29 protein-coding genes are annotated in these 26,852 nt (G+C 68.1%); 16 read left to right on the top strand and 13 right to left on the bottom strand.

Features of this window, described 5'->3' with window-relative positions:
* The first annotated feature begins 5 nt into the window (after positions 1-5).
* From AC3WRR_RS10325 to AC3WRR_RS10310, 4 genes are all read left to right on the top strand, one after another.
* Positions 6-1,196, top strand: a complete 1,191-nt coding sequence (locus AC3WRR_RS10325; RefSeq protein WP_439668817.1) for a CaiB/BaiF CoA transferase family protein — start codon at positions 6-8, stop codon at positions 1,194-1,196.
* A complete protein-coding gene (locus AC3WRR_RS10320) occupies positions 1,193-2,614 on the top strand; it encodes a 3-isopropylmalate dehydratase large subunit (protein WP_492296859.1) in 1,422 nt (473 codons plus the stop codon). The genes AC3WRR_RS10325 and AC3WRR_RS10320 overlap by 4 nt, the downstream gene beginning before the upstream one ends.
* A gap of 1 nt (position 2,615) precedes the next feature.
* Positions 2,616-3,242: a 3-isopropylmalate dehydratase small subunit gene (leuD, locus tag AC3WRR_RS10315; RefSeq protein WP_010810022.1), complete on the top strand. Its 627-nt coding sequence runs from the start codon at positions 2,616-2,618 to the stop codon at positions 3,240-3,242.
* A 318-nt stretch (positions 3,243-3,560) separates the two neighbouring features.
* Complete coding sequence (locus AC3WRR_RS10310) at positions 3,561-4,733, top strand: porin (protein WP_011615147.1); 1,173 nt, start codon at positions 3,561-3,563, stop codon at positions 4,731-4,733.
* Positions 4,734-4,774: 41 nt separating this feature from the next.
* Here the strand turns inward: AC3WRR_RS10310 and AC3WRR_RS10305 are convergent, their stop codons facing one another.
* Together AC3WRR_RS10305 and gbd are read right to left on the bottom strand one after the other, a co-directional pair.
* Entirely contained in the window at positions 4,775-5,296 is a 522-nt protein-coding gene (locus AC3WRR_RS10305; protein WP_010810020.1) for an O-acetyl-ADP-ribose deacetylase, read from the bottom strand.
* A 76-nt stretch (positions 5,297-5,372) separates the two neighbouring features.
* Complete coding sequence (gene gbd, locus AC3WRR_RS10300) at positions 5,373-6,521, bottom strand: 4-hydroxybutyrate dehydrogenase (protein ID WP_010810019.1); 1,149 nt, start codon at positions 6,519-6,521, stop codon at positions 5,373-5,375.
* Between the two features lie 335 nt (positions 6,522-6,856).
* Here gbd and AC3WRR_RS10295 point away from each other — a divergent pair, with 335 nt between their 5' ends.
* The 3 genes from AC3WRR_RS10295 to AC3WRR_RS10285 all read left to right on the top strand — a co-directional run bounded on the left by AC3WRR_RS10295 (position 6,857) and on the right by AC3WRR_RS10285 (position 9,498).
* Positions 6,857-7,879 carry an alpha/beta hydrolase gene (locus AC3WRR_RS10295; RefSeq protein ID WP_492296857.1) on the top strand — a complete coding sequence of 341 codons (1,023 nt, stop codon included), beginning with the start codon at positions 6,857-6,859 and terminating at the stop codon, positions 7,877-7,879.
* Between the two features lie 81 nt (positions 7,880-7,960).
* The gene (locus AC3WRR_RS10290; protein WP_011615149.1) at positions 7,961-8,944 is read left to right on the top strand and encodes a tripartite tricarboxylate transporter substrate binding protein; all 984 of its coding nucleotides are present in this window, start codon (positions 7,961-7,963) and stop codon (positions 8,942-8,944) included.
* 116 nt (positions 8,945-9,060) lie between these two features.
* Positions 9,061-9,498 (top strand): YbgC/FadM family acyl-CoA thioesterase, encoded by a 438-nt coding sequence (locus tag AC3WRR_RS10285; RefSeq protein ID WP_010810016.1) that lies wholly within the window; start codon positions 9,061-9,063, stop codon positions 9,496-9,498.
* A gap of 115 nt (positions 9,499-9,613) precedes the next feature.
* Here AC3WRR_RS10285 and denD read toward each other — a convergent pair whose 3' ends face one another.
* From denD to AC3WRR_RS10250, 7 genes are all read right to left on the bottom strand, one after another.
* A complete protein-coding gene (gene denD / locus AC3WRR_RS10280; RefSeq protein ID WP_011615150.1) occupies positions 9,614-10,588 on the bottom strand; it encodes a D-erythronate dehydrogenase in 975 nt (324 codons plus the stop codon).
* A gap of 38 nt (positions 10,589-10,626) precedes the next feature.
* A complete protein-coding gene (gene otnI / locus AC3WRR_RS10275; RefSeq protein WP_010810014.1) occupies positions 10,627-11,409 on the bottom strand; it encodes a 2-oxo-tetronate isomerase in 783 nt (260 codons plus the stop codon).
* A gap of 68 nt (positions 11,410-11,477) precedes the next feature.
* On the bottom strand, positions 11,478-12,851 hold the full coding sequence (locus tag AC3WRR_RS10270) for an MFS transporter (RefSeq protein WP_010810013.1): 1,374 nt from the start codon (positions 12,849-12,851) through the stop codon (positions 11,478-11,480).
* Between the two features lie 129 nt (positions 12,852-12,980).
* The gene (gene otnC, locus AC3WRR_RS10265) at positions 12,981-13,634 is read right to left on the bottom strand and encodes a 3-oxo-tetronate 4-phosphate decarboxylase (protein ID WP_010810012.1); all 654 of its coding nucleotides are present in this window, start codon (positions 13,632-13,634) and stop codon (positions 12,981-12,983) included.
* Entirely contained in the window at positions 13,634-14,932 is a 1,299-nt protein-coding gene (otnK, locus tag AC3WRR_RS10260) for a 3-oxo-tetronate kinase (RefSeq protein ID WP_492296855.1), read from the bottom strand. The genes otnC and otnK overlap by 1 nt, the downstream gene beginning before the upstream one ends.
* A gap of 13 nt (positions 14,933-14,945) precedes the next feature.
* Positions 14,946-15,839 carry an L-threonate dehydrogenase gene (gene ltnD / locus AC3WRR_RS10255; protein ID WP_010810010.1) on the bottom strand — a complete coding sequence of 298 codons (894 nt, stop codon included), beginning with the start codon at positions 15,837-15,839 and terminating at the stop codon, positions 14,946-14,948.
* A gap of 55 nt (positions 15,840-15,894) precedes the next feature.
* Positions 15,895-16,629, bottom strand: a complete 735-nt coding sequence (locus tag AC3WRR_RS10250) for a FadR/GntR family transcriptional regulator (RefSeq protein WP_010810009.1) — start codon at positions 16,627-16,629, stop codon at positions 15,895-15,897.
* A gap of 221 nt (positions 16,630-16,850) precedes the next feature.
* Here AC3WRR_RS10250 and AC3WRR_RS10245 point away from each other — a divergent pair, with 221 nt between their 5' ends.
* Entirely contained in the window at positions 16,851-17,279 is a 429-nt protein-coding gene (locus AC3WRR_RS10245; protein ID WP_010810008.1) for a GNAT family N-acetyltransferase, read from the top strand.
* Positions 17,280-17,307: 28 nt separating this feature from the next.
* On the opposite strand, the gene AC3WRR_RS10240 is transcribed toward AC3WRR_RS10245, so the two are convergent.
* The 3 genes from AC3WRR_RS10240 to ygfZ form a co-directional block, all read right to left on the bottom strand.
* Positions 17,308-18,135: an NRDE family protein gene (locus tag AC3WRR_RS10240; protein ID WP_010810007.1), complete on the bottom strand. Its 828-nt coding sequence runs from the start codon at positions 18,133-18,135 to the stop codon at positions 17,308-17,310.
* Positions 18,136-18,206: 71 nt separating this feature from the next.
* Positions 18,207-18,497 (bottom strand): DUF4936 family protein, encoded by a 291-nt coding sequence (locus tag AC3WRR_RS10235; RefSeq protein WP_010810006.1) that lies wholly within the window; start codon positions 18,495-18,497, stop codon positions 18,207-18,209.
* Between the two features lie 17 nt (positions 18,498-18,514).
* Complete coding sequence (ygfZ, locus tag AC3WRR_RS10230) at positions 18,515-19,531, bottom strand: CAF17-like 4Fe-4S cluster assembly/insertion protein YgfZ (RefSeq protein ID WP_081050197.1); 1,017 nt, start codon at positions 19,529-19,531, stop codon at positions 18,515-18,517.
* 224 nt (positions 19,532-19,755) lie between these two features.
* Between ygfZ and mltG the strand changes: the two genes are divergently transcribed.
* The 8 genes from mltG (at position 19,756) to AC3WRR_RS10190 (ending at position 25,456) form a co-directional block, all read left to right on the top strand.
* Positions 19,756-20,751: an endolytic transglycosylase MltG gene (gene mltG / locus AC3WRR_RS10225; RefSeq protein WP_010810004.1), complete on the top strand. Its 996-nt coding sequence runs from the start codon at positions 19,756-19,758 to the stop codon at positions 20,749-20,751.
* Between the two features lie 7 nt (positions 20,752-20,758).
* A complete protein-coding gene (gene tmk / locus AC3WRR_RS10220) occupies positions 20,759-21,370 on the top strand; it encodes a dTMP kinase (RefSeq protein WP_010810003.1) in 612 nt (203 codons plus the stop codon).
* 117 nt (positions 21,371-21,487) lie between these two features.
* Positions 21,488-22,495, top strand: coding sequence for a DNA polymerase III subunit delta' (locus tag AC3WRR_RS10215; protein ID WP_492296852.1), 1,008 nt, complete (start codon positions 21,488-21,490; stop codon positions 22,493-22,495).
* A gap of 61 nt (positions 22,496-22,556) precedes the next feature.
* Entirely contained in the window at positions 22,557-22,949 is a 393-nt protein-coding gene (locus AC3WRR_RS10210; RefSeq protein WP_010810001.1) for a PilZ domain-containing protein, read from the top strand.
* 37 nt (positions 22,950-22,986) lie between these two features.
* Complete coding sequence (locus tag AC3WRR_RS10205; protein ID WP_010810000.1) at positions 22,987-23,487, top strand: GNAT family N-acetyltransferase; 501 nt, start codon at positions 22,987-22,989, stop codon at positions 23,485-23,487.
* 24 nt (positions 23,488-23,511) lie between these two features.
* Positions 23,512-24,306, top strand: coding sequence for a TatD family hydrolase (locus AC3WRR_RS10200; protein WP_010809999.1), 795 nt, complete (start codon positions 23,512-23,514; stop codon positions 24,304-24,306).
* Positions 24,299-25,051 (top strand): ankyrin repeat domain-containing protein, encoded by a 753-nt coding sequence (locus AC3WRR_RS10195; protein WP_010809998.1) that lies wholly within the window; start codon positions 24,299-24,301, stop codon positions 25,049-25,051. The genes AC3WRR_RS10200 and AC3WRR_RS10195 overlap by 8 nt, the downstream gene beginning before the upstream one ends.
* A 15-nt stretch (positions 25,052-25,066) precedes the next feature.
* The gene (locus AC3WRR_RS10190) at positions 25,067-25,456 is read left to right on the top strand and encodes a YkvA family protein (RefSeq protein ID WP_041687712.1); all 390 of its coding nucleotides are present in this window, start codon (positions 25,067-25,069) and stop codon (positions 25,454-25,456) included.
* On the opposite strand, the gene egtB is transcribed toward AC3WRR_RS10190, so the two are convergent.
* Positions 25,453-26,742 carry an ergothioneine biosynthesis protein EgtB gene (gene egtB / locus AC3WRR_RS10185; RefSeq protein WP_010809996.1) on the bottom strand — a complete coding sequence of 430 codons (1,290 nt, stop codon included), beginning with the start codon at positions 26,740-26,742 and terminating at the stop codon, positions 25,453-25,455. The genes AC3WRR_RS10190 and egtB overlap by 4 nt on opposite strands.
* Positions 26,743-26,852 lie beyond the last annotated feature (110 nt).

Genomic DNA, 26,852 nt, shown 5'->3' with positions numbered 1-26,852 from the left:
GACGGATGACAACAATGGACAGGCCGCTGGTTGGCCTGAAGGTAGTCGAATTCACCCACATGGTGATGGGGCCGGCGATCGGCATGATCCTCGCCGACATGGGCGCGGAGGTGACCAAGGTCGAGCCGCCCGGCGGCGACAACACGCGCCGGCTGGGGGGCTCGGGCGCGGGCTACTTCGCCATGTACAACCGCAACAAGCAGAGCCTGTGCGCGGACCTGAAGTCGGCAGCGGGCAGGGACGCCGTGCGCAGGCTGGTGGACAGCGCCGACGTGGTGATCGAGAACTTCCGTGCCGGGGCGATGGACGAGAACGGCTTCGGCTACGGCGTGCTGGCGGCGCACAACCCCGGCCTGATCTACTGCTCGGCCAAGGGCTTTCTTGCCGGCCCCTACGACCGGCGCGTGGCACTGGACGAAGTCACCCAGATGATGGGCGGGCTGGCCTATATGACGGGCCTGCCGGGCAAGCCGATGCGCGCCGGCGCCTCGGTGATCGACGTCACCGGCGCGATGTTCGGCGTGATCGCCATTCTCGGCGCGCTGCAGGAACGGCACCGGACCGGACGCGGGCAGCATGTGTGCAGCTCGCTGTTCGAGACCACGGCCTTCCTGGTCGGCCAGCATATGGCACAGCAGGCCGTGACGGGCACGCCCGCTCCGCCGATGACGGTGCGCAGTTCGGCGTGGGGGGTTTATGACACCTTCGAGACCATGGAAGGCGCCCCGGTCTTTGTCGGCATCGTCAGCGACACGCAGTGGCGCAAGTTCTGCGAGGCGTTTGCACTGGCCGACTTCATCGGCGACCCCACCCTGGACCGCAACGACGGACGCGTGCGGCAGCGGCCGCGCGTGCTGGGCGCGCTGGCGCCGATGTTCCGCAGCTTCGGCAAGCAGGAACTGATGGCGAAGCTGGAAGCGTGTGGCCTGCCGTTCGCGCCGATTTCCCGGCCCGAAGACCTGTTCGACGATCCGCACCTGAACGCGGGCGGCGGGCTGGTGCCGGTGACGCTGCCCTCGGGCCAGCAGGTGCGGCTGCCGGCGCTGCCGATTGCGATGGACGGGCGGCGCTTCGACGTCTACCGCGACCTGCCGCGCGCCGGCGAGCATTCGCGCACGGCACTGCTGGCCACGGGCATGAGCGGCGACGCCATCGACACGCTGGAGAGTGAGCGCGCGATCGGAGCGCAGCGATGAGCGCCATGTCCCAGGGCCGGACCCTGTTCGACAAGATTTGGCAGGTGCATGCCATTGCCGAACTGGACGGCGCCAGCCTGCTGCATATAGACCGCGTCTTCCTGCACGAGCGCACCGGCAGCATCGCGCTGAGCTCGCTGCGCGCGGCCGGGCGGCGCGTGCGCGCGCCGGCGCTGGCGTTCTGCACCATGGACCATATCGTCGATACGCGGCCCGGGCGCAACGACAGCACGCTGATGCCGGGCGGCGAGGCCTTTATCACCAGCACGCGCGACAGCGCCAGGCGCGAGGCCATCCGGCTGTTCGATATCGGCGATCCCGGCCAGGGCATCGTCCATGTGGTGTCGCCGGAACAGGGCATTGCCTTGCCCGGCACCACCGTGGTCTGTCCCGACAGCCATACCTGCACGCAGGGCGGCCTGGGCGCGCTGGCCTGGGGCATCGGCTCGTCCGAGGCGGAACATGCGCTGGCGACGCAGACGCTGCGCGTGACGCGGCCGCGCACCATGCGGGTGTCGTTCGACGGCGCGCTGCCAGCGGGCGTCGGCGCCAAGGACCTGATGCTGTGGCTGATCGCACGCTACTCGGCGGCGGGCGCCGGCGGCCATATGCTCGAATTCGGCGGCAGCGCGGTGCGCAGCCTGCCGGTCGAGGCGCGCCTGACGCTGTGCAACCTGGCGGTGGAGTTCTCGGCGTTCTCGGGCATTGTCGCGCCCGACGACACGGTCTTCGAATACCTCGCCGGCCGGCCGTATGCGCCCGCCGGTGCGCAGTGGGAACCAGCGCTGTGGCACTGGCGCAGCCTGTACAGCGACGCCGACGCCGTGTTCGACCGCGAGCTGTCGGTGGATTGCAGGCAGCTGGCGCCGATGGTGACCTGGGGCACCAGCCCGCAGCACGGCGTGGCCGTCGACGGCGCCGTGCCCGACCCCGCCATGGCGATCGATGCCGATACGCGCCAGGCCATGGAGCGCGCACTGTCCTACATGGACCTGCGTCCCGGGCAGCGGATGGCGGACATCGCCATCGATGCCGCATTTATCGGCTCCTGCACCAACGGCCGGCTGTCGGACCTGCGCAGCGCGGCCGGTGTGCTGGCCGGGCGCAAGGTGGCGCCCGGCGTGACGGCCATCTGCGTGCCGGGTTCCAGCGCCGTCAAGCGCGCCGCCGAGGCCGAAGGGCTGGATCGCGTGTTCCGTGAAGCGGGATTCGAGTGGCGTGAATCGGGTTGCTCGATGTGCTTCTACGCCGGCGGCGAAAGCTTCGGCCACCGGCAGCGCGTGATCAGCAGCACCAACCGCAATTTTGAAAGCCGCCAGGGCCCGCAGACCCGCACCCACCTTGCCAGCCCGGTCACCGTGGCGGCATCGGCCGTGCTGGGGCGCATCGCCGACCCGCGCCGGCTGCCGGGAGCCTGAGATGGAGCCATTTACCATGCATCGCGGCGTGGCCGCGCCGCTGCTGCGCATCAACATCGACACCGACGCCATCATCCCGTCGCGGGAAATGAAGCGCGTCTCCAGGCACGGGCTGGCCGAGGGCCTGTTCGCCGGCTGGCGCTACCTGGCGGGGACGGACCGCAGCCCCGATCCCTTGTTCGTGCTGAACCAGCCGGAGTACACCGGGGCGTCGATCCTGCTGGCCGGAAGCAATTTTGGCTGCGGCTCCTCGCGCGAGCATGCGGTGTGGGCGCTGAAGGAGTTCGGCATCCGCGCCATCGTTGCGCCCGGCTTCGGTGCCATCTTCCACAACAACTGCGTGCGCAACGGCCTGCTTCCGGTGGTGCTGCCGATGGCAACGGTGCAGGCACTCGCCGACGACTGCGCCGCAGCGCCGGCCACGCGGCAGGTGACGGTCGACCTCCGGCAGCTGGAAGTGGTGTCGCCAGCGGGCGCGCGGTACGGCTTCACGCTGGGCAGCGAGCAGCGGCAGATGCTGCTTGAAGGGCTGGACCCGATCGCGCTGACGCTGAAGCTGGCGTCAAGCATCGACGCGTTCCAGGGCGCGGACCGGTTGCGCCGGCCCTGGATCCATTTCGATGGCTAAGGCGCGGCGGCTGTCGGGCGGGACGGCCTGACGCGCATTCCTGCCTGCGTCTCGTCGTTTTCAAAACGCGCGGCGGTTCTTGGTTCTGATTTTTCCAGGGGTGGATGTTCGGCTTTGCGCCAGCGGCGCAAAGCCGTGCTCACGGCGTGAGCGGCTTTGTCACGCCCATCGCCAGCGAAACGCGGGCGGAATCCCTCCGCAGGTGTCGTTGCAGTGGTTTTCGAAGGCAGTTCCGGGAGGGCCCGCACCCAGTCGGCGCATATGCGAGGGACGCGAATCAACAGGTGCGGCAACAAATTCATAGACGGAGGAAACAGAATGAAAAAGCAGCTTGCAGGTTTTGCATTGATCGGCGGATTCGCGCAGATGGCTTGCGCACAGGGCAGCGTGACCCTCTATGGCGTCGTCGATGAAGGCCTGACCTACAACAACAACGCCGGTGGCCATCACCAGTTTGGCCTGGTCAGCGGCGTGATCCAGGCCAGCCGCTTCGGCCTGCGCGGCAGTGAGGACCTGGGCGGTGGCATGAAGGCGCTGTTCGTGCTGGAAAACGGCTTCGACGCCAGCAGCGGCAAGCTGGGGCAGGGCGGCCTGATATTCGGGCGCCAGGCGTACGTCGGCCTGTCCGGCAACTACGGCACGGTGACCATGGGCCGCCAGTACGACTCGGTGGTGGATTTTGTCGGTCCGCTCAACATCGGCGCGCAATGGGGCGGCTTCTACAACGCCCACCCCGGCGATATCGACAACCTGAACAACTCCGCCCGGGTCAACAACGCCATCAAGTTCCGCAGCCAGAACTACGGCGGCCTGAGTTTTGGCGGGGTCTACAGCCTGGGCGGCGTGGCGGGCAGCCCGGCGCGCAACCAGATCTGGTCGCTGGGCGCGGGCTATGGCAGCGGGCCGTTGCTGCTCGGCATCGGCTACCTGAACGTCAGGAACCCCAATACCTCGTTCTACGGCACCGGTGTCACGGCCAACACCACCGGCTCGGCACCGTTGAACACGCTGACCAATATCGGCTCGCCGGTGCAGTCGGGCTACGCGTCGGCGCGCTCGCAGGAAGTCTTTGCCGCGGGCGCGGCGTACAGCTTCGGCGCGGCCACGGTCGGGACCACGTACTCCAACACGCGCTTCAAGGACCTGGGAGACCTGTCGTCCGGCCCGAATCCGTTCGGCTATCGCGGCACCGCGACCTTCAACAATGTGGAAGTCAGCTTCAAGTACCAGGTGACGCCGGCATTGCTGATGGGCGTGGCCGCGGACTATGCCAGGGGCAGCGGCATCAATGACGCCAGCTACCGGCAGTTCGTGCTGGGGGCGGACTACAGCCTGTCCAGGCGCACCGATGTCTACGCGATGGCGATCTACCAGAAGGCCTCGGGGATCGATTCCACCGGCAAGCGCGCGGTGGCCGCGATCAACGGCGTGCGTCCGTCGGCCGATGACAGCCAGGCGGTGTTGCGCGTGGGCCTGCGCCACAAGTTCTGACGCAGGCGGTGGAGATCGCGGGGCATGCCCCGCGATCCGTCTCAGGACAAGCGCTCGCGGTACAGGCGGTAGTTCTCGTCGTCGAAGCAGACGAAGGTGACCTGCTCGATCTCCGGCGCCGCGGCCAGCGCCTCGCGCACCGCGGCGATGGCGATATCCGCCGCGCGCTCGCGCGGGAAGGCGTAGATGCCGGTGCTGATATTGGGAAAGGCCAGCCTGCGCAGGTGGTGCTGCGCCGCCAGCCGGATGCTGTTGCGGTAGGCGTTGGCGAGCAGTTCGTCCTCGCCCTGGTCGCCGCCTTGCCAGACCGGCCCGACCGCGTGGATCACGTATGGCGCCGGCAGGTGGCCGCCGGTAGTGATCACCGCCTCGCCGGTGGGGCAGCCGCCCTGCGTGTCGCGGATCGCGCGGCAGGCCTCCTTGATCGCGGAGCCGCCTGCCCCGTGGATGGCCCCGTCGACGCCGCCGCCGCCCAACAGGCCGCTATTGGCCGCGTTGACGATGGCATCGACTTCCATCCGGGTGATATCGCCATGGACTACCTGCAAGTGCTCGCCGCTCATGTTGTCTCCTGCGCTGTGGAGGGAGGGCCGCCGGACAGCCGCTTGGTCGGTCTGACCGGCGGGAAGCCGCTGTGTGCTACATGGACTGCTCAAGCATACGCCGATAATCCGCGGCGCTGGCTTCTTTCGGGTTGGTCTTGTGGCAATGGTCGACCAGCGCACCGGCAATCACCTTGTCGAACATGTCCTCGGTGACACCCATCTGACGCAGCCCGGTGGGCAGGCCCAGGCGCACGGTCATGTCGTGCACGGCCTGCGCGATATCGGCGCCGTCGGGCAGGTGCATGGCGCGGCGCAGGCGTGCGTAGCGGTCGTCGCGCACCACCGTGGGCGCATCGGCGTTGAAGCGCAGCACCGCCGGCATCACCACCGCGTTGAGCGTGCCGTGGTGCAGGCCGGTGCGGCCGTCGATCTTCAGCCCGCCCAGCGGGTGCGACAGCGAATGCACGCAGCCCAGCCCCTTCTGGAACGCCATTGCGCCCTGCATCGACGCGCTCATCATGTTCAGGCGTGCGTCGCGGTCCTGGCCGTCGCGGGTGGCGCGTTCGATATGGCCCCAGCCGCGCTCCAGCCCGTCCAGCGCAATGCCGTCCGCGGGCGGGTTGAAGGCGGGGGCCAGGAAGGTCTCGATGCAGTGCGCGATCGCATCCATGCCGGTGGCCGCGGTCAGCCCGGCCGGCAGCCCCAGCGTCAGTTCCGGGTCGCAGACGGCGGACTTGGGCAGCAAATGCCAGGAATGGAAGCCCAGCTTGCGGCCGTCGTCCAGGATGATGATGGCGCCGCGCGCCACCTCGCTGCCGGTGCCCGAGGTGGTGGGCACCGCGATCAGCGGCGCCGCCTTGTCGGTGATCCTGGCGCTGCCGCCTTCGATGGTGGCATAGGTGGTCAGCTCGCCCTCATGCGTGGCCAGGATGGCGATGCCCTTGGCGAGGTCGATCGACGAGCCGCCGCCCACTGCCACCAGCCCGTCGCAGCCGGCCTCGCGGTATTGTGCGGCGGCCTTGCGCACCATGGCCTCGGTCGGGTTCGACGGGGTTTCATCGAATACCGCAACCTGCAGGCCCTGCATTGCATCGATGGCACGCTGCGCCACTCCCGCGGCGACCACGCCCTTGTCGGTCACCAGCAACGGGCGGCGGATGCCGATGCGCTCGCATTCGGACTTGAGCAGGCTTACCGCGCCGAAATCCAGGTGGATGTGGGTCAGATAGTAGATAAACGCCATGTTTGCTTGTCTCCTGCCGGGATCTGCCGCCAAATTGTCTTTTGCACGGGCCTGGAGCGGATGCTCGCCAGGCCCGCTGTCTTGGGTTTCAATGGACCTGCACTACTGCGTTTCCGGAGCCCTCGGGACCGCTTCAGCCGATCATCGCGCAAAAACTTGCCGCGTGGCAGGCTGACAGCGACTTTTCGGGGTTATCTCGTACTGCCGGGCACCTGGAACATCTGGCATCATACTAAAATCGAACGATCGTTCACAATTCGAACTTGTCCCGATGCGGGCGACGCGCAGAACTTCTGCACGCCGCTGGCACCGGCTCCGGATCCGCGTCATTCCCTATGTCCGCCGCACCGTCTTCCAGCCCTGATGCGCCCGCCACGCCCGGCCTGCCGTCCAGCCCGCTCGACCCGCAGGTGGCCGCGCTGCTGGAGCTGATCGCGCGCGCCAAGCGGCCGCCGATCCACGCGATGGAGCCCGAGGACGCCAAGATCGCCTACGAGAAAAGCGCGCCGATCCTCGATATCAACCCGCCGCCCGTGTATATGGCGGAAGACCTGCTGGCGCCGGCGCGCGACGGCCACGCCATCCCGCTCAGGCTGTACACCCCGCGCGAGGCCAGCTGGACCGAGCCGCTGCCCTTGCTGGTGTATTTCCATGGCGGCGGCTTCACGGTCGGCAGCGTCGATTCGCACGATCCGCTGTGCCGGCTGCTGTGTGGCCAGGCGGACTGCATGGTGCTGTCGGTGGACTACCGGCTCGGGCCGCAATGGCGTTTCCCGACGGCGGCCAACGACGCCTTCGATGTGCTGCACTGGGTCTTCGCCGAAGCCGGCCGGCTCGGTGCCGACCCGGCGCGCATCGCCGTGGGTGGCGACAGCGCCGGCGGCACGCTGGCCGCGGCGTGTGCCGTGGAGGCCCGCAATGCGGGCCTGGCGCCCGTGCTGCAGTTGCTGATCTATCCCGGCACCTGTGCACGCCAGGACACGCCGTCGCACCGCGCGCTGGCCGATGGCTACCTGCTGACGGCGGACATGATCCGCTGGTTCTTTGCCCAGTACCTGGACCGGGAAGCCAGCCGCGACGACTGGCGTTTCGCCCCGCTGGATGGCGGCGGCGCCGGCGCCGAGGTGCGCGGCACATGCCCGGCCTGGATCGCCGTGGCCGGCTACGATCCGCTGCATGACGAGGGTGTGGCCTACGCGGAGAAGCTGCGCGCCGCCGGCGTGGCCGCCACGCTGGCGGACTACCCCGGCATGATCCATGATTTCTTCAAGCTGGGCCGGTTCGTGCCGGCGGTGGCGCAGGCACATGCCGAGGCCGTTGCCGCGCTGCGCGCCGCGTTCGGCACACCGCACAACTAGACCAGCAGCCACGGTCAGGGCCGCACCGGCCCTGGCCTTCCATTTTCAGCAGTGACTTGCAGCACAAGGAGACATAGTCAAATGCAACGCCGCCACTTCATCGCCCGCGCGGGCATCGCCGCCGCCACCGCGGCACTGGGCCTTGCCGCCATGCCCGCCCAGGCACAGGCCGACAAGTTCCCGCAGCGCCCGATCCGCCTGGTGATCGGCTACACCGCCGGCGGCTCCACGGATATCCCGTTCCGCGTGCTCGCCGACAACGCCTCCAAGATCCTGGGCCAGCCCGTGATCGTCGAGAACAAGCCCGGCGCGGGTGGCGTGCTGCCCGCGCAGATGATGCAGTCCACCGCGCCGGACGGCTACACGCTGGCCCAGGTCGCCATGCCGGTCTACCGCCTGCCGTACACCACCAAGATCAACTGGGACCCGGTCAAGGACCTGAACTACATCATCAACCTCGCCGGCTATTCGTTCGGCCTGGTGGTGCCGGCCGATTCGCCGATCAAGACGATGCAGGAGTACATTGCCTACGCCAAGGCCAATCCGGGCAAGCTGACCTACGGTTCGCCGGGCTCGATGACCACGCTGCACCTGACCATGGAAGAGCTGGCGATGAAGCAGGGCGTGCAGTTCTCGCACATCCCCTACAAGGGCAATTCCGAGTCGATGCAGGCGCTGCTGGGCGGCCACGTGATGTCGGTGGCCGACACGCCGGCATGGGCACCGTACGTTGAGCAGGGCAAGCTGCGCCTGCTGTCGACCTGGGGCGAGAAGCGCTCGGCGCGCTTCCCCAGCGTGCCGACGCTGAAGGAACTGGGCATCGGCATCGTGCAGACCTCGCCGTTCGGCCTGGTCGCGCCCAAGGGCACCGATCCGAAGATCGTGCAGAAGCTGCATGACGCCTTCAAGAAGGCCATGGACATGCCCAACTACCGCGAATCGCTGGCCAAGTTCGACATGGAGCCGTACTACATGAACAGCCAGCAATACGCGCAGTTTGCGGCCGAGACCGTCAAGAAGGAAAAGGCGATCATCGAGAAGCTGGGGCTGGCCAAGGCACAGTAAGCGCAATCAGCCTGCCGCCGCCATCATCGATCCAGGCCGCCGCGCCTGCCGGTCCTGTCCGGCGGGCCGGCGGCCTGGTGCTTTGACAAGCCACGACAAACAAGGAGACCAGGCCGATGGCCAAAGAGGATTTTCGCCACAGTATCCCGCTGCGCGTGCGCTGGGCCGAAGTCGATCCGCAGTCGATCGTCTTCAACGCGCACTACCTGACGTACTGCGATATCTGCGTGACCGAGTACTGGCGCGCGCTGGGCATCCGCTATCCGGAAGATGTGCTGCACGCGCATGGCGTGGACATCTTCGTGGTCAAGTCCACGCTGGAATACCACGCCTCGGCGCGCTTTGACGACGAGCTGGAAATCCGCGGCCGCATGTCGCGCCTGGGGCGCTCGAGCATGCTGTTCCGGGTGGAGATGTTCCGCGGCGACGAACACCTGATTACCGGTGAGATCGTCTATGTGTGCGCGGACCCGGCCACGCAGAAATCGGCGGCGATTCCGGGGCCGGTGCGGGAGATTATCGAGGGGTATGAGGTGGTGAAGCCGGCGGGGTGATTCCGTGCCGACGAGTCTTCAAATCCCGCTTGTTTGCTCCCCTCTCCCGCAAGCGGGAGAGGGGAGCGGCTCTCAGCAAATATTAGGGCCGTCGCAGCAGGGAGGCGAGATTCGCTTACTTGGCCAGCCCCGCATCTTCCATATAGGCGCGAATCACCTCATCAAAGCTCGCGTCGCTCTGGAACCCCAGCGCCAGCGCACGCTCCGCGTTCCACGCCGCCGGCCAGGTGCCGACGATGTTCTCCACGCGCGCTTCGCGCTCCCACGTCACGCGGTCCGCCACGGCATTGCCCGCCACGCGGCGCAGGGCTTCGATCATGCCGGCAGCCGTGACCGACAACCCCGGCAAGTTCACCACGCGGCGGTTGCCCAGCCGTTCGCCGGCCAGTTCGATGCCATTGACCAGTGCCGCGACGGCCGCTCGCGGCGACAGCAGCCACAGCGGCGTTTCCGGTGCCACCGGGCAGTTGGCAGCAACACCAGACAGCGGCTCACGGATGATGCCGCTGGCGAACGACGAGGCCGCCGCATTGGGTTTGCCGGGGCGCACGCTGATGGTCGGCAGGCGCAGCACGCGGCCGTCGACAAAGCCGCGGCGGCTGTAGTCCGACAGCAGCAGCTCGCCGATGGCCTTCTGCACGCCGTATGACGATTGCGGGTTCAGCGCGGTATCGTCCTGCACCACCGGCGGCAACTGGCCCCCGTAGACCGCGACCGAGCTGGTGAACAGCACGCGCGGCTGGTGGCCCAGCTCGCGGCAGGTTTCCAGCAGCGCGCGCGAGGCGTCCAGGTTGACGCGCATGCCCAGGTCGAAGTCGGCCTCGGCCTGGCCGCTGACCACGGCCGCCAGGTGGAACACGGCGCCAGTGTCGGTGTCGATGGCCTGGCGCAGTACGGCCGGGTCGGACAGGTCGCCGGTGACCACGCGCACGCGCGCATCGTCCAGGCCTTGCGGCGCCACCACGTCCAGCAGCGTCAGGCGCTTGATGGCCACGGGCTGGCCGTCCAGGTTCAGGGTGCCGCGTTGCAGCAGCAGGCGGGCGAGTTGCAGGCCGAGGAAGCCGGCGCCGCCGGTAATCAGTACGTTCATGGCAGGATGGGAGCGGTTGTTCTTGGGGTTGGTCGCGATCAGCGGCCCAGGTAGGGCTTGAGCCAGCCCAGGCCGGCCGAGGTGCCGGCGCGCGGGCGGTATTCGCAGCCGATCCAGCCGTCGTAGCCGAGCGTGTCCATGACCTCGAACAGGTAGGGATAGTTCAGCTCGCCCACGTCCGGCTCATGGCGCTCGGGCACGCCGGCGATCTGGATATGGCCGATGCCCGCGATGTCGCGCTTGAGCTTCATCGCGACATCGCCTTCGACGATCTGGCAGTGGTAGCAGTCGAACTGCACCTTCAGGTTGGCCGCGCCGACTTCCTTGCAGATAGCCTGGCCGTCGTCCTGGCGGTTCAGGAAATAGCCCGGCATGTCGCGCGTGTTGATCGGCTCGATCAGCACGGTCACGCCCTGGGCGGCGGCAGCGTTGGCAGCAAAGGCGAGGTTCTCGAGGTATGTGGCGCGGCAGCGCGCGCGGTCGGCATCGGCAGGGATCAGGCCCGCCATCACGTGGATGCGGTCATTGCCGATCACGCCGGCGTATTCCAGCGCGCGGCCGATGGTGCCGCGGAAATCCGCCTCGCGCCCGGGCAGGGCGGCCAGGCCGCGTTCGCCTGCTGCCCAGTCGCCCGGCGCCGCGTTGAACAGTGCCTGTGTGAGGCCGTTCGCGTCCAGGCGCGCGCGCAGCTCGGCGGCGGCGTGCTCGTACGGGAACAGGAACTCCACCGCCCGGAAGCCGTCGGCCGCGGCTGCGGCAAAGCGGTCCAGGAAGGCGTGCTCGTTGTACATCATCGAGAGGTTTGCGGCGAAGCGCGGCATTCGGAACTCCAAAGCGGTGGTACGGATCCGGCCCGATCGAGACTACGTCGAAAGCGGGCCGGCCAGGATCAGCGGTTGACCAGTTTAGCGGGCGTCAGCCACACCAGCACTGCGCCGACGACCAGGATCGCGGACAGCACGTACATGGGCAGCTGCGTACTTTGCGTCATGTCCTTCAGCGCGCCGACCATGTACGGCGACACGAAACCGGCCAGGTTGCCCACCGAATTCACCACGGCAATACCGGAAGCGGCGGCAATGCCCGACAGGAACGAGGTCGGCAGCGACCAGAACAGCGGCGCGCAGGTCAGCACCCCGGCGGCGGCCAGCGACAGCGCGGCGATGGCCACCGTTGTATTGTTGGTGAACGAGGCCGCAATGGCAAAGCCCGTGGCACCCATCAGCGCCGGCACGATCAGGTGCCAGCGGCGCTCGCGGCGTGCGTCGGCACTGTGGCCCAGGATGTTCATGACGATCACGGCGCAGATGAACGGGATCGCCGACAGCAGGCCGATGTTCAGGTTGCCGGTCACGCCGCTGGCCTTCACCAGCGTCGGCATCCAGAAGGTCAGCGCGTACTGGCCGGTGACGAAGCAGAAGTAGATCAGGCACATCCACCACACGCGGCGGTCGGAGAACACCGCGCCCAGCGAGTGGCCGTGGGCCTTGCCGGCGGCGCTGGCGGCGTTATGGGCGCCGCGCTGGTCTTCCTCGATATTGCGCTTGAGCACGCGCTTTTCATCGGCGTCGAGCCACGGCGCCTTGTCGATGCCGTCGCGCAGCACGAACACCGTCACCACGCCGATCACAAGCGCGGGCAGGGCCTCGAGCAGGAACATCCATTGCCAGCCGCGCATGCCGTGTGTGCCGTTGAACGCGTCCATGATCCAGCCCGACAGCGGATTGCCGAACATGCCCGCGATGGGGATGCCCGACATGAACAGCGCGATCATCTTGCCGCGGCGGTTGGCCGGGAACCAGTAGGTCAGGTACAGGATCACGCCGGGATAGAAACCCGCTTCGGCGAGGCCGAGCAGGAAGCGCATCACGTAGAACTGGGTCGGCGTCTTCACGAACAGGAACAGCGCCGAGATGATGCCCCACGTGATCATGATGCGCGCGATCCAGATGCGCGCGCCGATACGATGCATCAGCAGGTTGCTGGGCACCTCGAACAGGAAGTAGCCGATAAAGAACAGGCCGGCGCCGAGGCCGAACACGGTTTCGGAGAAGGCCAGGTCCTGGCCCATCTGCAGCTTGGCGAAGCCGACATTGACGCGGTCCAGGTAGGCGACCACGTAGCACAGCATCAGGAACGGCATGACGCGCCAGAACACCTTGCTGTAGGCGCGTTTTTCGATCTGGGCTTCGGTATCCAGCCGGGCGTTGCCGCCCAGGCTGTCAAGGGCGGGCACGCTTGCCGCCGGTTGGTTTGGATTCACGGTGGTCTCCGGGTATGGTGGTGGGTCTAATGCGGCGGCGCGCGGACTGCAGGCATGCGCGTCCCCCGCACGGTGGCCGCAAGGCAACCGCGCTGGGTGAAGCCGTCGTTTATCGGGGAAAAGCGGTTGTTACCAGCGCGCCTGGAAGGCGTCGCGCAGCTCAGTCAGTGCGCCGTCGGGCAGCGCAGCGCGGGCGGCGAAGCCCGGCGTGTCTTTCATCGTCATCCATAGCTTGGCGGTTTCCTCCAGTTCTTCCAGCGCGAACGCGGCGCGCGAGACGCTGGATTCCCACACTACCGGACCAAGGCGCTCCAGCAGCACGCCACGCACCTGCGCGGCCAGCGTGGCCACGCGCGCGGCCACGGCCGGATCGCCGGGGCGATGGTAGGGAATCAGCGGTATATGGCCGACCTTCATCACGTAGTAGGGCGTGAGCGGCGGCAGTACGTCGTCCGGTTGCCAGACACCGGCCAGCGTCAGGGCCACGAGGTGCGTCGAGTGCGTATGCACCACGGCGTGCGCCTCGCGGTTGTTGTCGTAGATCGCGCGATGCAGCATCAGCGTCTTGGACGGCTTGTCGCCGGAGACCCAGCTGCCATCGGTGGCCACCTTGGCGACCGCGGCCGGGTCCATCATCCCCAGGCAGGCATCGGTCGGCGTGATCAGCCAGCCGTCGTCCAGCCGCGCGCTGATATTGCCGGCCGAGCCCACGGTATAGCCGCGCTGGTACAGGCTGGCGCCGATGCGGCAGATCTCTTCGCGCAGCTTGCTTTCGGTGCTCATCAGTGACCTCCAAGCTGGCGCAGCGCTTCGTCAAAGAAATCCGGGCCGCCGAAGTTGCCCGACTTGAGCGCCAGTGCCAGCGGCTTGGCATCCAGCGTGACGGTGGCCGGCACGCCCGGTGCAATCTGCGCGCCGATACGCAAGGCGCGCACGCCCAGCGCCTGCACCACCGCGCCGGAGGTTTCGCCGCCGGCCACGACGAAGCGGCGCGTGCCGCGTGCCAGCAGCCCGGCGGCAACCGTGGCCAGGCACTGTTCGACCAGGTGTCCGGCGCGCTCGACGCCCAGTTCGGCCTGCACGGCCTTGACTTCGTCGGGGCTGGAGGTGGCGTAGATCAGCACCGGTTCGCCATGACCGTCGGCAAAGGCCAGCGCCGCGTCGGCAACGGCTTCGCCGCGTGCCAGCGCGAGCGGGTCGATGCGCAGCGCCGGGCGGCCTTGCTCCAGCCAGCGTGCTACCTGGCCATTGGTCGCGCGCGAGGCGCTGCCGGCCAGCACCACGCCCGGGCCGTCGATGGCCGGCACCGAGGCCGCGTCACCGCGCTGCGGTAGCAGGCCGGCGCGGCGGAAATTCTCGGGCAGTCCCAGCGCGATGCCGGAGCCGCCGGTGATCAGCGGCAGGTTGGCGCAGGCCTCGCCCAGCGTGAACAGGTCCGCGTCGGACACCGCATCGGCAATCGCCATGCGCACGCGGTCGCTGCGCAGCGCAGCGATGCGCTCGGCGGTGGCATGCGCGCCGCGCGCAACCGCGTCGTAGCGCAGCAGCCCGACCTTGTTCTTGCTCTGGCGCTGCAGTACGCGCACCAGGCTGGCATCGGTCATCGGCGTCAGCGGATGGTGCTCCATGCCCGATTCATTGAGCAGCGCATCGCCCACGAACAGGTGGCCGCGAAAGATGGTGCGGCCGTTTTCGGGGAAGGCCGGGCAGGCGATGGTGAAGTCGCTGTCCAGTGCCGCCAGCAGCGCCTCGGCCACCGGGCCGATATTGCCGGCATCGGTCGAGTCGAAGGTGGAGCAGTACTTAAACACGAACTGGCGGCAGCCCTGCGCGCGCAGCCATTGCAGCGCGGCCAGCGACTGGGCCACGGCCTCGACGGCCGGGATGGTGCGGGACTTGAGCGCCACCACCAGCGCATCGGCTTCGCCAATGTCCTGCACGGCGCCCACGTCGGGCAGGCCGATGGTCTGCACGGTGCGCATGCCATTGCGCACCAGCGTGTTGGCGAGGTCGGTGGCGCCGGTGAAATCGTCGGCGATGCAGCCCAACAGCGGGCGATGGGCGAGGGTGCCTGCAGTCATCTTCGCTTCCCCCTTATTCAGCCTTGCCCGGCAGTTCGATGCCCGGGAAGATCTTGATCACGGCCGAGTCGTCCTCGCCGCCATGGCCGGCGGTCGACGCCATCATGAACATCTGGTGCGCGGCGGCCGACAGCGGCAGCGGGAATTTGCTGTGGCGCGCGGTGTCGAGCACCATGCCCAGGTCCTTGACGAAGATGTCGACCGCCGACAGCGGCGTGTAGTCGCCCTTCAGGATATGGGGCACGCGGTTCTCGAACATCCACGAGTTGCCCGCGCTGTGCGTGATCACGTCATAGAGCGCATCGGGGTCCACGCCTTCGCGCAGGCCCAGCGCCATCGCTTCGGCGGCCGCGGCGATATGCACGCCGGCCAGCAGCTGGTTGATGATCTTGACCTTGGAGCCCGCGCCATGCGCGGCACCCAGGCGATACACCTTGCCGGCGATGGCGGCCAGCACGTCCTCGGCCAGCGAGTAGGCTTCGGCCGGGCCGGAAGTCATCATGGTCATTTCGCCGCTGGCGGCGCGCGCGGCGCCGCCGGAGACCGGTGCGTCCAGCATCAGCAGGCCCTGTTCCGCCAGCCGGCGGCCTAGCGCCTCGGCAAAGCCCGGCGGCACGGTGGCGCTGGCGATCACCAGCTTGCCCGGCTGCATCGCGGCCGCGGCACCGTTGGCGCCGAACAGCACGGCCTCGGTCTGCTGCGCGTTGACCACCAGCGTCAGCACCACGTCGCAACGGCTGCCCAGCTCGGAGGGCGAGGCGCACGGCACGCCGCCGGCATCGGCAAAGCGCTGCAGCACTTCGGGGCGCAGGTCGCACGCGTGCACGTTGAAGCCGGCACGCAGCAGCGACTGCGCGACACCAAAGCCCATGGCACCAAGGCCGATGACGCCGATATTCCTGGACATGAAGGGACTCCTGAAACAGATACGGATAATTCGATGGTTCGGGCTTGCGCGCGCGTCAGTTGGCGGCGCCGTGCGCTTCGCCGCTCTCGTCCGCACCCAGCTGGGCGAGACGGTGCGCGGCGTTGTACATATGGTTCTGCGCGGCATTGCGCGCGGCCAACGGGTCGCCGGCGCGGATGGCGGCGACGATGGCCTGGTGTTCTTCACGCACCTGGCGCGAAAAGTCCGCGCGGCGCGCCTCGTTGGTGCGGGTCACGCGCGTGGCCGCTTCCAGGTACTGGCTGAGGAAGGCCAGCGTCTTCAGGAAATACGGGTTGCCGGTGGCCTCGGCGATGGCGCGGTGGAAGGCCACGTCTTCGGCCACGCCGTCGCCGCCTTGCGCAACCTCTTCGTCGAGCCGGGCCAGTGCGGCGTCGATGGCCGCCATCGACGCATCGGTGCGGCGGCGGGCGGCCTGCGCGGCCACCTCGGCCTCGATCGCGCGGCGCAGTTCGACGATCTGCAGCACCGATTCCAGCGTGCCGGTTTCGGTGTAGTCGATGCGCAGCGGCCGGATGCCGGCCTGTAGCGTCACGAACACGCCGCTGCCCTGGCGCGACTCCACCACGCCTTCGTACTTGAGCCGGGAGATGGCTTCGCGCACCACGGTGCGGCTGACGCCGAATTCCCCGGACAGCACCGCCTCGGTCGGCAGCTTGTCGCCGCGGGCAAAGGCGCCGCTCTGGATCTTGTCCAGCAGTTGTTCGGCGACATTGTCGGTGAGGGCGCGGGCAGGGACTTTCTGGAACACGGCAGCTTCCCGGGTTATTCGGTAATCAGGTCATCATACAAATTTGCTAGGACGCTGCCGACCCCGGGCAAACCCTGATATGGTGCAACTTCAAGAGCGGAGATGCGGCGAGTGATCCGCTTTGGTGCATCGACGGTCACTGCGACACTGGCGTATCATGGGCGCCCGTCCGCATCCCCTGCCCGACGCAATCGTTCTCCAAGCGCCTGATTCCACACGCCATGTCCATCACTGTCCTGATCTGCCCCTGGTCCGAAGCGCGCGAACGCGCGCGCGCCATCCGTTACACCGTCTTCGTCGAAGAGCAATGCGTGCCGGTGGAACTGGAATGGGATGAGTGGGACGAGCCGAGCTGGCACGCGCTGGCGCTGGCCGAGGATGGCACGCCGGTGGCCACCGGACGGCTGCTGCCGGATGGCCATATCGGGCGCATGGCGGTGCTGCAGTCCGTGCGTGGCACCGGTGTCGGTGCAATGGTGCTGGACGCGCTGATGCGCAAGGCTGAAGCGCTTGGCTACCCGGAACTGGTGCTCAATGCGCAGACGCACGCGGCGCCATTCTATGCGCGCGTGGGCTTTGCGCAGGTGGGGCCGGAATTCGAAGAGGCGGGCATCCCGCACGTGGAGATGCGCAAGCGGCTGGCCGGCTGAGCGCCGGAATCCTCGGTTCCAGCGGGCCTCAGCGCGGCGCTGGCACGATGCCGGTGTCGCGTTGCAGGTTCAGCTTGCCGTGGAAGTTGACGTCGCCGATGCGGCCGTCGGCGTCGAAGCTGCGCTCGCTCAGGTCGAAACGGCCATCGTGGCGCACGCGCAGCACCGTGCTGGCGCGCGTGCCGTACAGCGGCGAGCGGATGAAGGCCGACGACAGCAGCTTTTCCCATTCCGGTGCCACGCCCGTGGCAGGCAGTTCGAAATCCGCCGCCTGGCGCTCGTCGGCGAGCATTTGCAGGTAGGGCTCGGCGCTGGCGTTGGCCTGGCCGCTGTCGGCGGCCAGCACTTCGGCCAGCGCGCCCACGCGGCTGCGCACCTTGGGCCAGGGCGTGTCGAGCAGGGCGTTGGACAGGCCGTACAGCCCCGGGCGCAGCCGTTGCGGCTGGCGCGAGGCGGCGCGGTTGCTGTACCACCAGAGTTCACGCAGGTCGCTCGCCAGCAGGTTGAAGCCGTTGTAGCGGCCGTCTTCGCCGGCGAGGCCGTCCAGGTAGTCGAACGGCGCCTCGCGTCCGCGCAGGAAACCGGCCACCAGCTCGCCGCGCGAGCGCGCGTCGGTGCGTTTTTCGGACGGGGCGCGGTAGTTGGTCAGTGCCGCGAAGCGGCCGTCGGCGTTGACGCCCATCCAGGTGCCGGGCTCGCCGATGACTTCCGCCAGGTCGCGCCCGGCCAGCACCTGCGGTGCATCCTGCCACCAGTGCGCGGCCGCCGCGGGGCGGACATAGAATTCATCGCGGTTGCCGGCGACGACCAGGGCATAGTCGGGGTGGGATTGCCAGGCAACCAGGATCAGACACATCGCTTTGCTTCCTTTGCCGCCGGGGTGGCTGCAGTGGCACCCGGCGTACTTCAGTCCAACGGCATGGACGCCTACAGCACGTCCAGGTCGACAAAGTGCTCGGCCCGCCGCTCGCCATCGACCCATTGGTCCAGCCCGCTCTGCCGCCACAGGCCTTCCAGCGTGGCATCGAACGCGGGCGGCACGTCGGGATAGCACTCCATCCAGGTCTGCACGCCGGCGCGGGTTTCCGGCCTGCGCATCAGCGTACCACCAATTCCGGTTGCTTCGGCGACAGTCTCCATCCAGCGGTGCCAGTGCGGCAGCGCCTCGGCGGCAACGGCTTCCGGGACGCGGAAATAGACGTAGAGGTGATCGCTCATGGCAGGTCCTGTGGGTTTCAGCCAGCGGCCTGGGCGGCCTCGCCCAGCGGCACCTCGTAGGGCAGGGTGGCCGTAGCCACTGCCGCGCCCTCGGCGCTGCCCAGGCGCAGCGCACTGGCGGCGGCATCGATCTTCAGCTCGGCCAGCCCGGCCCAGCCGCCCTGGGGCGCCGGTGCGGCGTTGACGATCATGCCGCACGGCTGGCCCGGATCTTCCGGACGGTAGATTTCAGCCGCGGGCGCCGGCACTTCGCCTTCACCCTGCACCAGCCACATGCGGCGCTTGAGCGTGCCGCGGTACTGGCTGCGCGCGACGATTTCCTGGCCGGGATAGCAGCCCTTTCGGAAATTGACCCCGCCCACCAGTTCGAAATTGATCATCTGCGGCACGAACTGCTCCTGCGTGGCCGCGACGATGCGCGGCAGGCCCGACTGCACTTCCAGCCAGTCCCACAGCGCGGGCGTCGCATCCTGCAGCGAGGCGGCAAGTGCCGCGCGCACCGCCTCGGCGCGCTCGGCCGGCAGCACCAGCTGCCAGCGCGGCTGGCCGGCGCCATCCGGCAGGCGGATCACGGTGATGCCGTCGGCTTCGGCCACGGCAAAGGCGACCTCCGGCACGGGCAGGCCCGCAGCGGCCAGGGCCTTGGCAGCGCCGGCCCCGGCGAGGCCGAGGATCGCATGGGTGGGGGTGATGTCGGACAATTTGGCCTTGGCGCGCAGCACGAACATCGACAGGCGCTTCTGCACCGGGGCCTGGATGTCGGCCGACAGCTGCAGCACGATGCCTTCGACATCGCGCCACATCAGGAAGGTGGCGAGCAGGCGCCCCTTGGGCGAGCAATAGCCCGCCAGGCGGGCCGCGCCGGCCTTCAGGTCTTCGACCGCATTGGTCAGCTGGGTGTGCAGGAAGCTGCCGGCATCGTCGCCGGCCACACGGACCAGGCCAAGCCCGGGCGGGCTGCAGACGATGCCGCTGCCGCTCAAGGCTTCAAGGTTTGCGGCGAGTTCCTGGGCTTGGGCATTCATCACTGGCATTGCGTGGCAATCGTTGAGGCAATTCGGGAGAGGGAAGGCGCCGGTCGTGCGCCGTGCCGGGCGGGCCGTCAAGCGGCGCCGGCGCCGCGGCGCATGGTCGGTGCGAGGCTGCCGGTTATTATATGGGGCTATGAGATTTTCGGCCGGCGCCGGCAGCACGTGGCGGCAAGCGGTGGCGCGCAAGCCCTCCGACGGATCCGGTCAGCCGCCCCTATCCCTGATACATGAAACGATTTTTCCTTAGTCTTGGCCTGGCCATCCTGGTGTTCGCGCTGGCGGCCGCGGGCGCGTTCGCGTGGTGGGCCAATCACCCGCTGCCCCTCAGCAAGTCACCCGTGGAAGTGGTGATCAAGCCCAATTCCGGCGTCGCCAGCGTCGGCCGCCAGATCCAGCGCGGCGGCGTCGGCATGGACCCGCGGCTGTTCATGCTGCTGGTGCGCCTGACCGGCCACGGGCCTGACCTGAAGGCCGGCGGCTATGAATTCGCGACCGGCGCCACGCCGCTGTCGATCATCGGCAAGCTGGCGCGCGGCGAGGTCACGCACTATGTGGTCACGGTGATCGAGGGCTGGGAATTCCGCAAGATGCGCGCCGCCGTGGACGCCAGCCCGGCGCTGCGGCACGACACCCGGGACATGTCCGATGCGGACCTGATGAAGGCAATCGGCGCGGCCGAGACCTCGCCCGAAGGCATGTTCTTCCCGGACACCTACCTGTTCGCGCGCGGCAGCAGCGATATCGACCTGTACAAGCACGCCTACCGTGCCATGCAGCGGCGCCTGAACGAGGCCTGGAACGCACGCTCGCCCGACCTGCCGTACAAGACCCCGTACGAGGCCCTGGTGATGGCATCGATCGTCGAGAAAGAAACCGGCCAGGCCGCCGAACGCCCGATGATCGCCGCCGTGTTCATCAACCGGCTGCGCAAGAACATGATGCTGCAGACCGACCCGACCGTGATCTACGGCCTGGGCGATGGCTTCGACGGCGACCTGCGCAAACGCGACCTGCAGGCCGACAACCCGTACAATACCTACACCCGTACCGGCCTGCCGCCCACGCCGATTGCGCTGCCGGGGCTGGCCTCGCTGGCGGCGGCCACCACGCCGGCGCCATCCGACGCACTGTACTTCGTCGCCCGCGGCGACGGCAGCAGCCATTTCTCCAACTCGCTTCCCGAACACAACCGCGCGGTCGACAAGTACCAGCGCGGCAAATAGGCATTCCATGCGCGGAAAATTCATCACGTTTGAAGGCATCGACGGCGCCGGCAAGAGCACCCATATCGACTGGGTCGCCGACCGCCTGCGCGCACGCAGCGACATTGCCGGCGTCGTCACCACCCGCGAGCCCGGCGGCACCTCGCTGGGCGAAGACCTGCGCCAGATCCTGCTGCATCGCAAGATGCACCTGGAAACCGAGGCGCTGCTGATGTTCGCGGCCCGGCGCGAACATATCGCCGAGGTCATCGCACCCGCGCTGGAGCGCGGCAAGTGGGTGATTTCCGACCGCTTCACCGACGCCACCTTCGCCTACCAGGGCGGGGGCAGGGGCCTGGCCACCGAGCGCCTGGAAGTGCTGGAAGACTGGGTGCAGGGCGGCCTGCAGCCGGATCTGACGCTGCTGTTCGACGTGCCGCTGGAAACCGCCAGCGAGCGCCTGGCCGGCGCACGCGCGCCTGACAGGTTCGAATCCGAATCGCGCGCGTTCTTCCAGCGCACCCGCGATGAATACCTGCGCCGCGCGGCCCAGTCGCCGCAGCGCTTCCGGGTGATCGACGCCACGCGCAGCATTGCCGACATTCGCGATGAACTTGAAAAAATCATCGCAACTATCTGATTTTTGGCCGATATATGGCTGACGTGATAGGTGTGAATGCCGCGCCATTGCGCAATTCGCAATCGCATGGCTATCACAGGTAAAACTTGAAGTTAGATCGCTAACCCACTGATTCACATGCTATATCCCTGGCAGAAGGAAGACTGGCAACGGCTTGGCGCGCTGCGTGAACGGCTGCCGCATGCCTTGCTGATCCATGGCCAGCAAGGCATCGGCAAGCGCGACCTGGCCCTGCATTTCGCGCAGGGGCTGTTGTGCGAGGCGCCGCTGCCGGACGGCCAGCCCTGCGGCCAGTGCGCCGCCTGCCACTGGTTCAGCCAGGGCAACCACCCGGACTTCACCGTGGTGCGGCCCGAGGCGCTGGACGCCGCGGCCGAGGCCGAGACCGACGAGGGCGGCAAGAGGAAGGCGCCCAGCAAGATCATCCGCATGGAGCAGGTGCGCGCGCTGATCGAGGCCGTGGGCGTGGGCACGCACCGGGCCGGGCTGCGCGTGGTGGTGGTCTATCCGCTCGATGCGCTGCAGACCGAGGGCGCCAACGCACTGCTGAAGACGCTGGAAGAGCCGCCGCCGTCCACCGTATTCCTGCTGGTGACCGACCGCCTCGACCGCATCCTGCCGACTATCCTGTCGCGCTGCCGCCAGTTCTCGGCCCAGCGCCCGACGCCGGAGGCCTCGCTGGCCTGGCTGCGCGGCCAGGGCGTGGCCGATGCCGAGGCCCAGCTGGCGCTGGCCGGCGGCTCGCCGCTGACCGCGCTGCATGCGGCCGAGGCCGAGGAGCAGCCGCTGCAGCGCTGGCTGGTCGGCCAGCTCGGCGCCGCCGCCGCCTTCGACGCTTCCGCGGCGGCCGAGCAACTGCAGAAGCTGCCGGTGCCTGCCGTGCTTGGCATCCTGCAGCGCTGGACGTACGATCTGCTGACGCTGCGCCTGGACGGCAGCGCCACGCCGCGGTACCTGCCCAAGGAACGGGCGGTGCTGGCGCGCTGCGCCGGGGCCACCGACGCGCACCGCCTGCAGGCCTTTGCCACCCGGTTGACCGCGCATCGCCGCAGCGAGAACCATCCGCTGGCGGCCCGGCTGGTGATGGAAGCGGTATTCCTGGAATACCGCCAGCTGTTCCGGTAGTACGCCTGGCAGTCAAAATAAGCCATAACAACAAGCAGCACCGTCATTCAGGGGGTCAACCATGAACACAGCAGTCGCCGGCGCACCGCCCGCTGCGCCAACCGGCAGCGGGGCGGCATCGCGCCCCAATGTGCTGTCCTTGTCGATCAAGGACCAGGCCGGGCTGTATGCGGCCTACATGCCGTTCCTGGCGCGCGGCGGCATCTTCGTGCCGTCGAACCGGCCGTTCCGACTGGGCGAGCAGGTGTTCCTGGTGCTGTCGCTGCTGGACCGGCCGCAGAAATACCAGATCGCGGGCCATGTGGCCTGGATCACCCCGGCGGGCACGCCGATGAAGACCCCCGGCGTCGGCGTGCATTTCCCCGACGACGACAACGGGCGCAACCTGCGCCGCGCTGTGGAGGAGATCCTGGGCAAGATGCTGGAGTCCGGGCGCCCCACGCAAACTTTATGAACGTTGTGAGGTTGTTCTCACAATATTTTGATTTTCAATGAATTTTTCACTTCGCATTGCCGAGCCCCGCGACCTGCCGGGCATCGTCGCCATCTATAACGGCACCGTGCCCTCGCGCATGGTCACCGCCGATACCGAACCGGTCACCGTGGCCTCGCGCCAGGCCTGGTTCGATTCCCACCAGCCTGAACGCCGCCCGCTGTGGGTGTGCGAGGATGCCGACGGCCGCATGGCCGGCTGGATGAGCTTTTCAGACTTCTACGGCCGCCCGGCCTACGGCGCCACCGCCGAGGTGTCGATCTACCTGGACGCGCAGCGCCGCGGCCAGGGGCTGGGCCGCTACCTGCTGCAACAGGCCATCGACCATGCGCCCAGGGTCGGGGTGAACACGCTGCTCGGCTTTATCTTCGGCCACAATGCGCCCAGCCTGGGCCTGTTCGCGTCGCTGGGCTTTACGCGCTGGGGCGACCTGCCGCGCGTTGCCGTGCTCGACGGTGTCGAGCGCGACCTGATCATCGTCGGCCGCCGCGTGGACTGAGCCACCCGCCAACAGAGATTCCCCATGTTTGTCGATTCCCACTGCCATATCGATTTCCCCGAGTTGGCCGCGCGCCTGCCGGAACTGCTGGAGAACATGCGCGCCAACCAGGTCACGCATGCGCTGTGCATCTCGGTCACGCTGGAAGACTTCCCGCGCGTGCTGGCGCTGGCCGAGCAGCATCCCAACCTGTACGCCTCGGTCGGCGTGCACCCGGACTACGAAGAGGGCGAGGAACCCACGCTGGAGCGCCTGGTGGAGCTGTCCGCCCACCCGCGCGTGGTCGGCACCGGCGAGACCGGGCTGGACTACTACCGCCTGAACGGCCGCAGCATCGCCGACATGGAATGGCAGCGCGAGCGCTTCCGCACCCATATCCGCGCCGCGCGCCAGACCGGCAAGCCGCTGATCATCCATACCCGCTCGTCCGCCGACGACACGCTGCGCCTGATGCGCGAAGAGAACGCGCGCGAGGCCGGCGGCGTGATGCACTGCTTCACCGAGACCTGGGACGTCGCCCGCCAGGCGCTGGATGAGGGTTTCCATATCTCGTTCTCGGGCATCGTCACCTTCAAGAGCGCGGCCGACCTGCAGGAAACCGCGCGCAAGGTGCCGCTGGAGCGCATGCTGATCGAGACCGATTCGCCCTACCTGGCGCCGGTGCCATACCGCGGCAAGACCAACGAACCTGCCTGGGTGCGCCATGTGGGCGAGTTCATCGCGCAGCTGCGCGGGGTCCCTGTGGAACAGGTCGCGGAACAGACGACGGAAAATTTCTTCAAGCTATTCAAGCATATTGACAGGGAATCGCATGTTTGACATGAAGTTTGCCCGACGCGCTGCCGGCGCCCTTGCGCTGGCCGCCGCCACGCTGGCGCAGGCCGCGCCTGCCGACGACATGCGCAAGGCCGTCGAATTCGACGACGCCAACACCGTCAAGAAGCTGCTGGCCAAGGGCGTCGATCCCAATCTGGTGGACAGCCGCGGCAACCCGGCGCTGGTGCTGGCGCTGCGCGAGAAGTCGCTGAAGGCGGCCACGGTGCTGATCCGCGCCAAGGACATCGATTTCGACAAGGCCAACCCGGCCGGCGAGACCCCGCTGATGATGGCCGCGCTGCAGGGTGAGCTGGACATGGTCAAGCTGATGGTCGACGAGATGGAGGCCGAGATCAACAAGACCGGCTGGACCCCGCTGCACTATGCGGCCACCAATGGCCACAACGACGTAGTCAAGTACCTGGTCGACCATGCCGCCTATATCGACGCTGAAAGCCCCAACGGCACCACGCCGCTGATGATGGCCGCGCGCGGCGGCCATATCGAGACCGTCAAGCTGCTGCTGGACGAGGGCGCCGACATGCGCCTGAAGAACCAGCAGGGCATGACCGTGATCGACTTTGCCGAGCGCTACAACCAGGCAGAGATCGCCAAGGGCCTGAAGGCGCGCTGGCAGAAGCTGTACCCGCAGACGCCGATCGCGGCGGCGCCGCCGCTGAAGGCGCCCACCGGCGAGCCGGGCGGGCAGCGGCCCGCGGCGCAGCAGCCCAAGACCAAGGGCTGGTAAGCGCTGATGCCGGCGATGGCCGTCGGCGCACGCCTGCGCCAGTGGGCGCGCGGGCTCAAGGCGAGCCTGCTGATGCTGTGGTTCTGCAGCCGCCACCCCGGCACGCCGTGGAGCGCGCGGCTGCTGGCCGCGCTGGTGGTGGCCTATGCCTTCAGCCCGATCGACCTGATCCCCGATTTCATCCCGGTGCTGGGCTATGTCGATGACGTGCTGCTGGTGCCGCTGGGTATCTGGCTGACGCTGCGGATGATTCCGCCGGCGGTCAAGGATGAATGCCGCGGCCGGGCCCAGGCGTGGCAGGCCACGCATGCAAAACGGCCGCGCAATCGCGCGGCCGCCGTGGTCATCGTGCTGGTGTGGGTGTTGCTGGCCTGGCTGGCGTGGCGCTGGCTGGCGCCGGGCTAGACATCGTCCGCCAGCCGCACCCCGGTGAACTGCCAGCGCTGGTGCGGATAGAAGAAGTTGCGGTACGTCGCCCGGATATGCGATTCGGGCGTGACGCAAGACCCGCCGCGCAGCACCATCTGGCCGCTCATGAACTTGCCGTTGTACTCGCCCACCGCACCGCCGTTCGGGCGGAAGCCCGGATACGGCAGGAAGGCGCTGCCGGTCCATTCCCACACATCGCCGAACATCTGGCGCAGCACGCCCGAGGTGTTCTGCCGGTCCGGCAACGGCCGCAGCGCGCGGCCTTCAACAAAATTCCCGGTGGCCGGCAGGCTGCGCGCCGCGTGCTCCCATTCGGCCTCGGTCGGCAGCCGGCGTTCGGCCCAGCGCGCGAATGCCTCGGCCTCATAGAAGCTGACGTGGGTGACGGGGCTGTCCGGGTCGACCGGATGCATCCCGCGCAGCGTCATCTGCCACCACGTGCCTTCGCGTTCTTCCCAGTAGAGCGGGGCCAGGATGCCTTGCTCGCACACCCAGCGCCAGCCGTCGGACAACCACAGCCCCGCCGTCTGGTAGCCGCCATCCTCGATGAATTCAAACCATTGCCGGTTGCTGACCGGGTGCGAGCACAGCGTGAACGGTGCCAGGTAGGCCTTGTGCCGCGGGCTTTCACAGTCAAAGGCAAAGGTCTCGCCGCGGTGGCCGATCTCCACCAGGCCGCCGTCAAAGCCGATCCAGTCCGGCGCGGGCCGAGGGTCGGCGATCACCGGCTCGGGCAGTTCCGGGGCAAAGGCGGGGCGCAGCGGGTTCTGCGCGAACAGATGCAGGATGTCGGCCAGCAGCAGTTCCTGGTGCTGCTGTTCATGCTGCAGGCCAAGCATGATCAGCGCTGCCTCGTCATCGGTCTGGGCGCTGCCCAGCAGCGTCAGCATCGATTCGTCCACGGCCTCGCGGTAGGCCAGCACCTCGTCCAGCGAGGGGCGGGTCAGCAGCCCGCGCTGCGGCCGCGGGTGGCGCGGTCCGACCGCTTCGTAGTACGAGTTGAAGAGGTAGCGGTAGTCCGGGTCCACCAGCTCGTAGTCCGGGATCCGCGCAGCCAGCACGAATTCCTCGAAGAACCATGTGGTGTGCGCCAGGTGCCATTTTGCCGGGCTGGCGTCGTCCATGGACTGCACGGTGGCATCGGCATCGGACAGGTCGGCCACCAGGGTCTCGGTGGCCGTGCGTACGTGGCGATACTGTGAAAGCAGGGCGGGTTCGTGCGGCGGATGGAGGGCGGCGGCTGGCAACAGGGCTGAAGTCATGCGGGCTCCCGGGAGTGGATCGGTCGATGACTGCAGGCGGCACGACAGCCGCGGGCAAATAGCCGGGGCCGGCGCGCCGCCCATGGCACGCGGGGCGCCATAGCGCCCCG

Source organism: Cupriavidus sp. FW305-3-2-15-C-LB2 (genome assembly GCF_058787575.1).
This window is presented reverse-complemented; position numbering and strand designations above follow the sequence as displayed.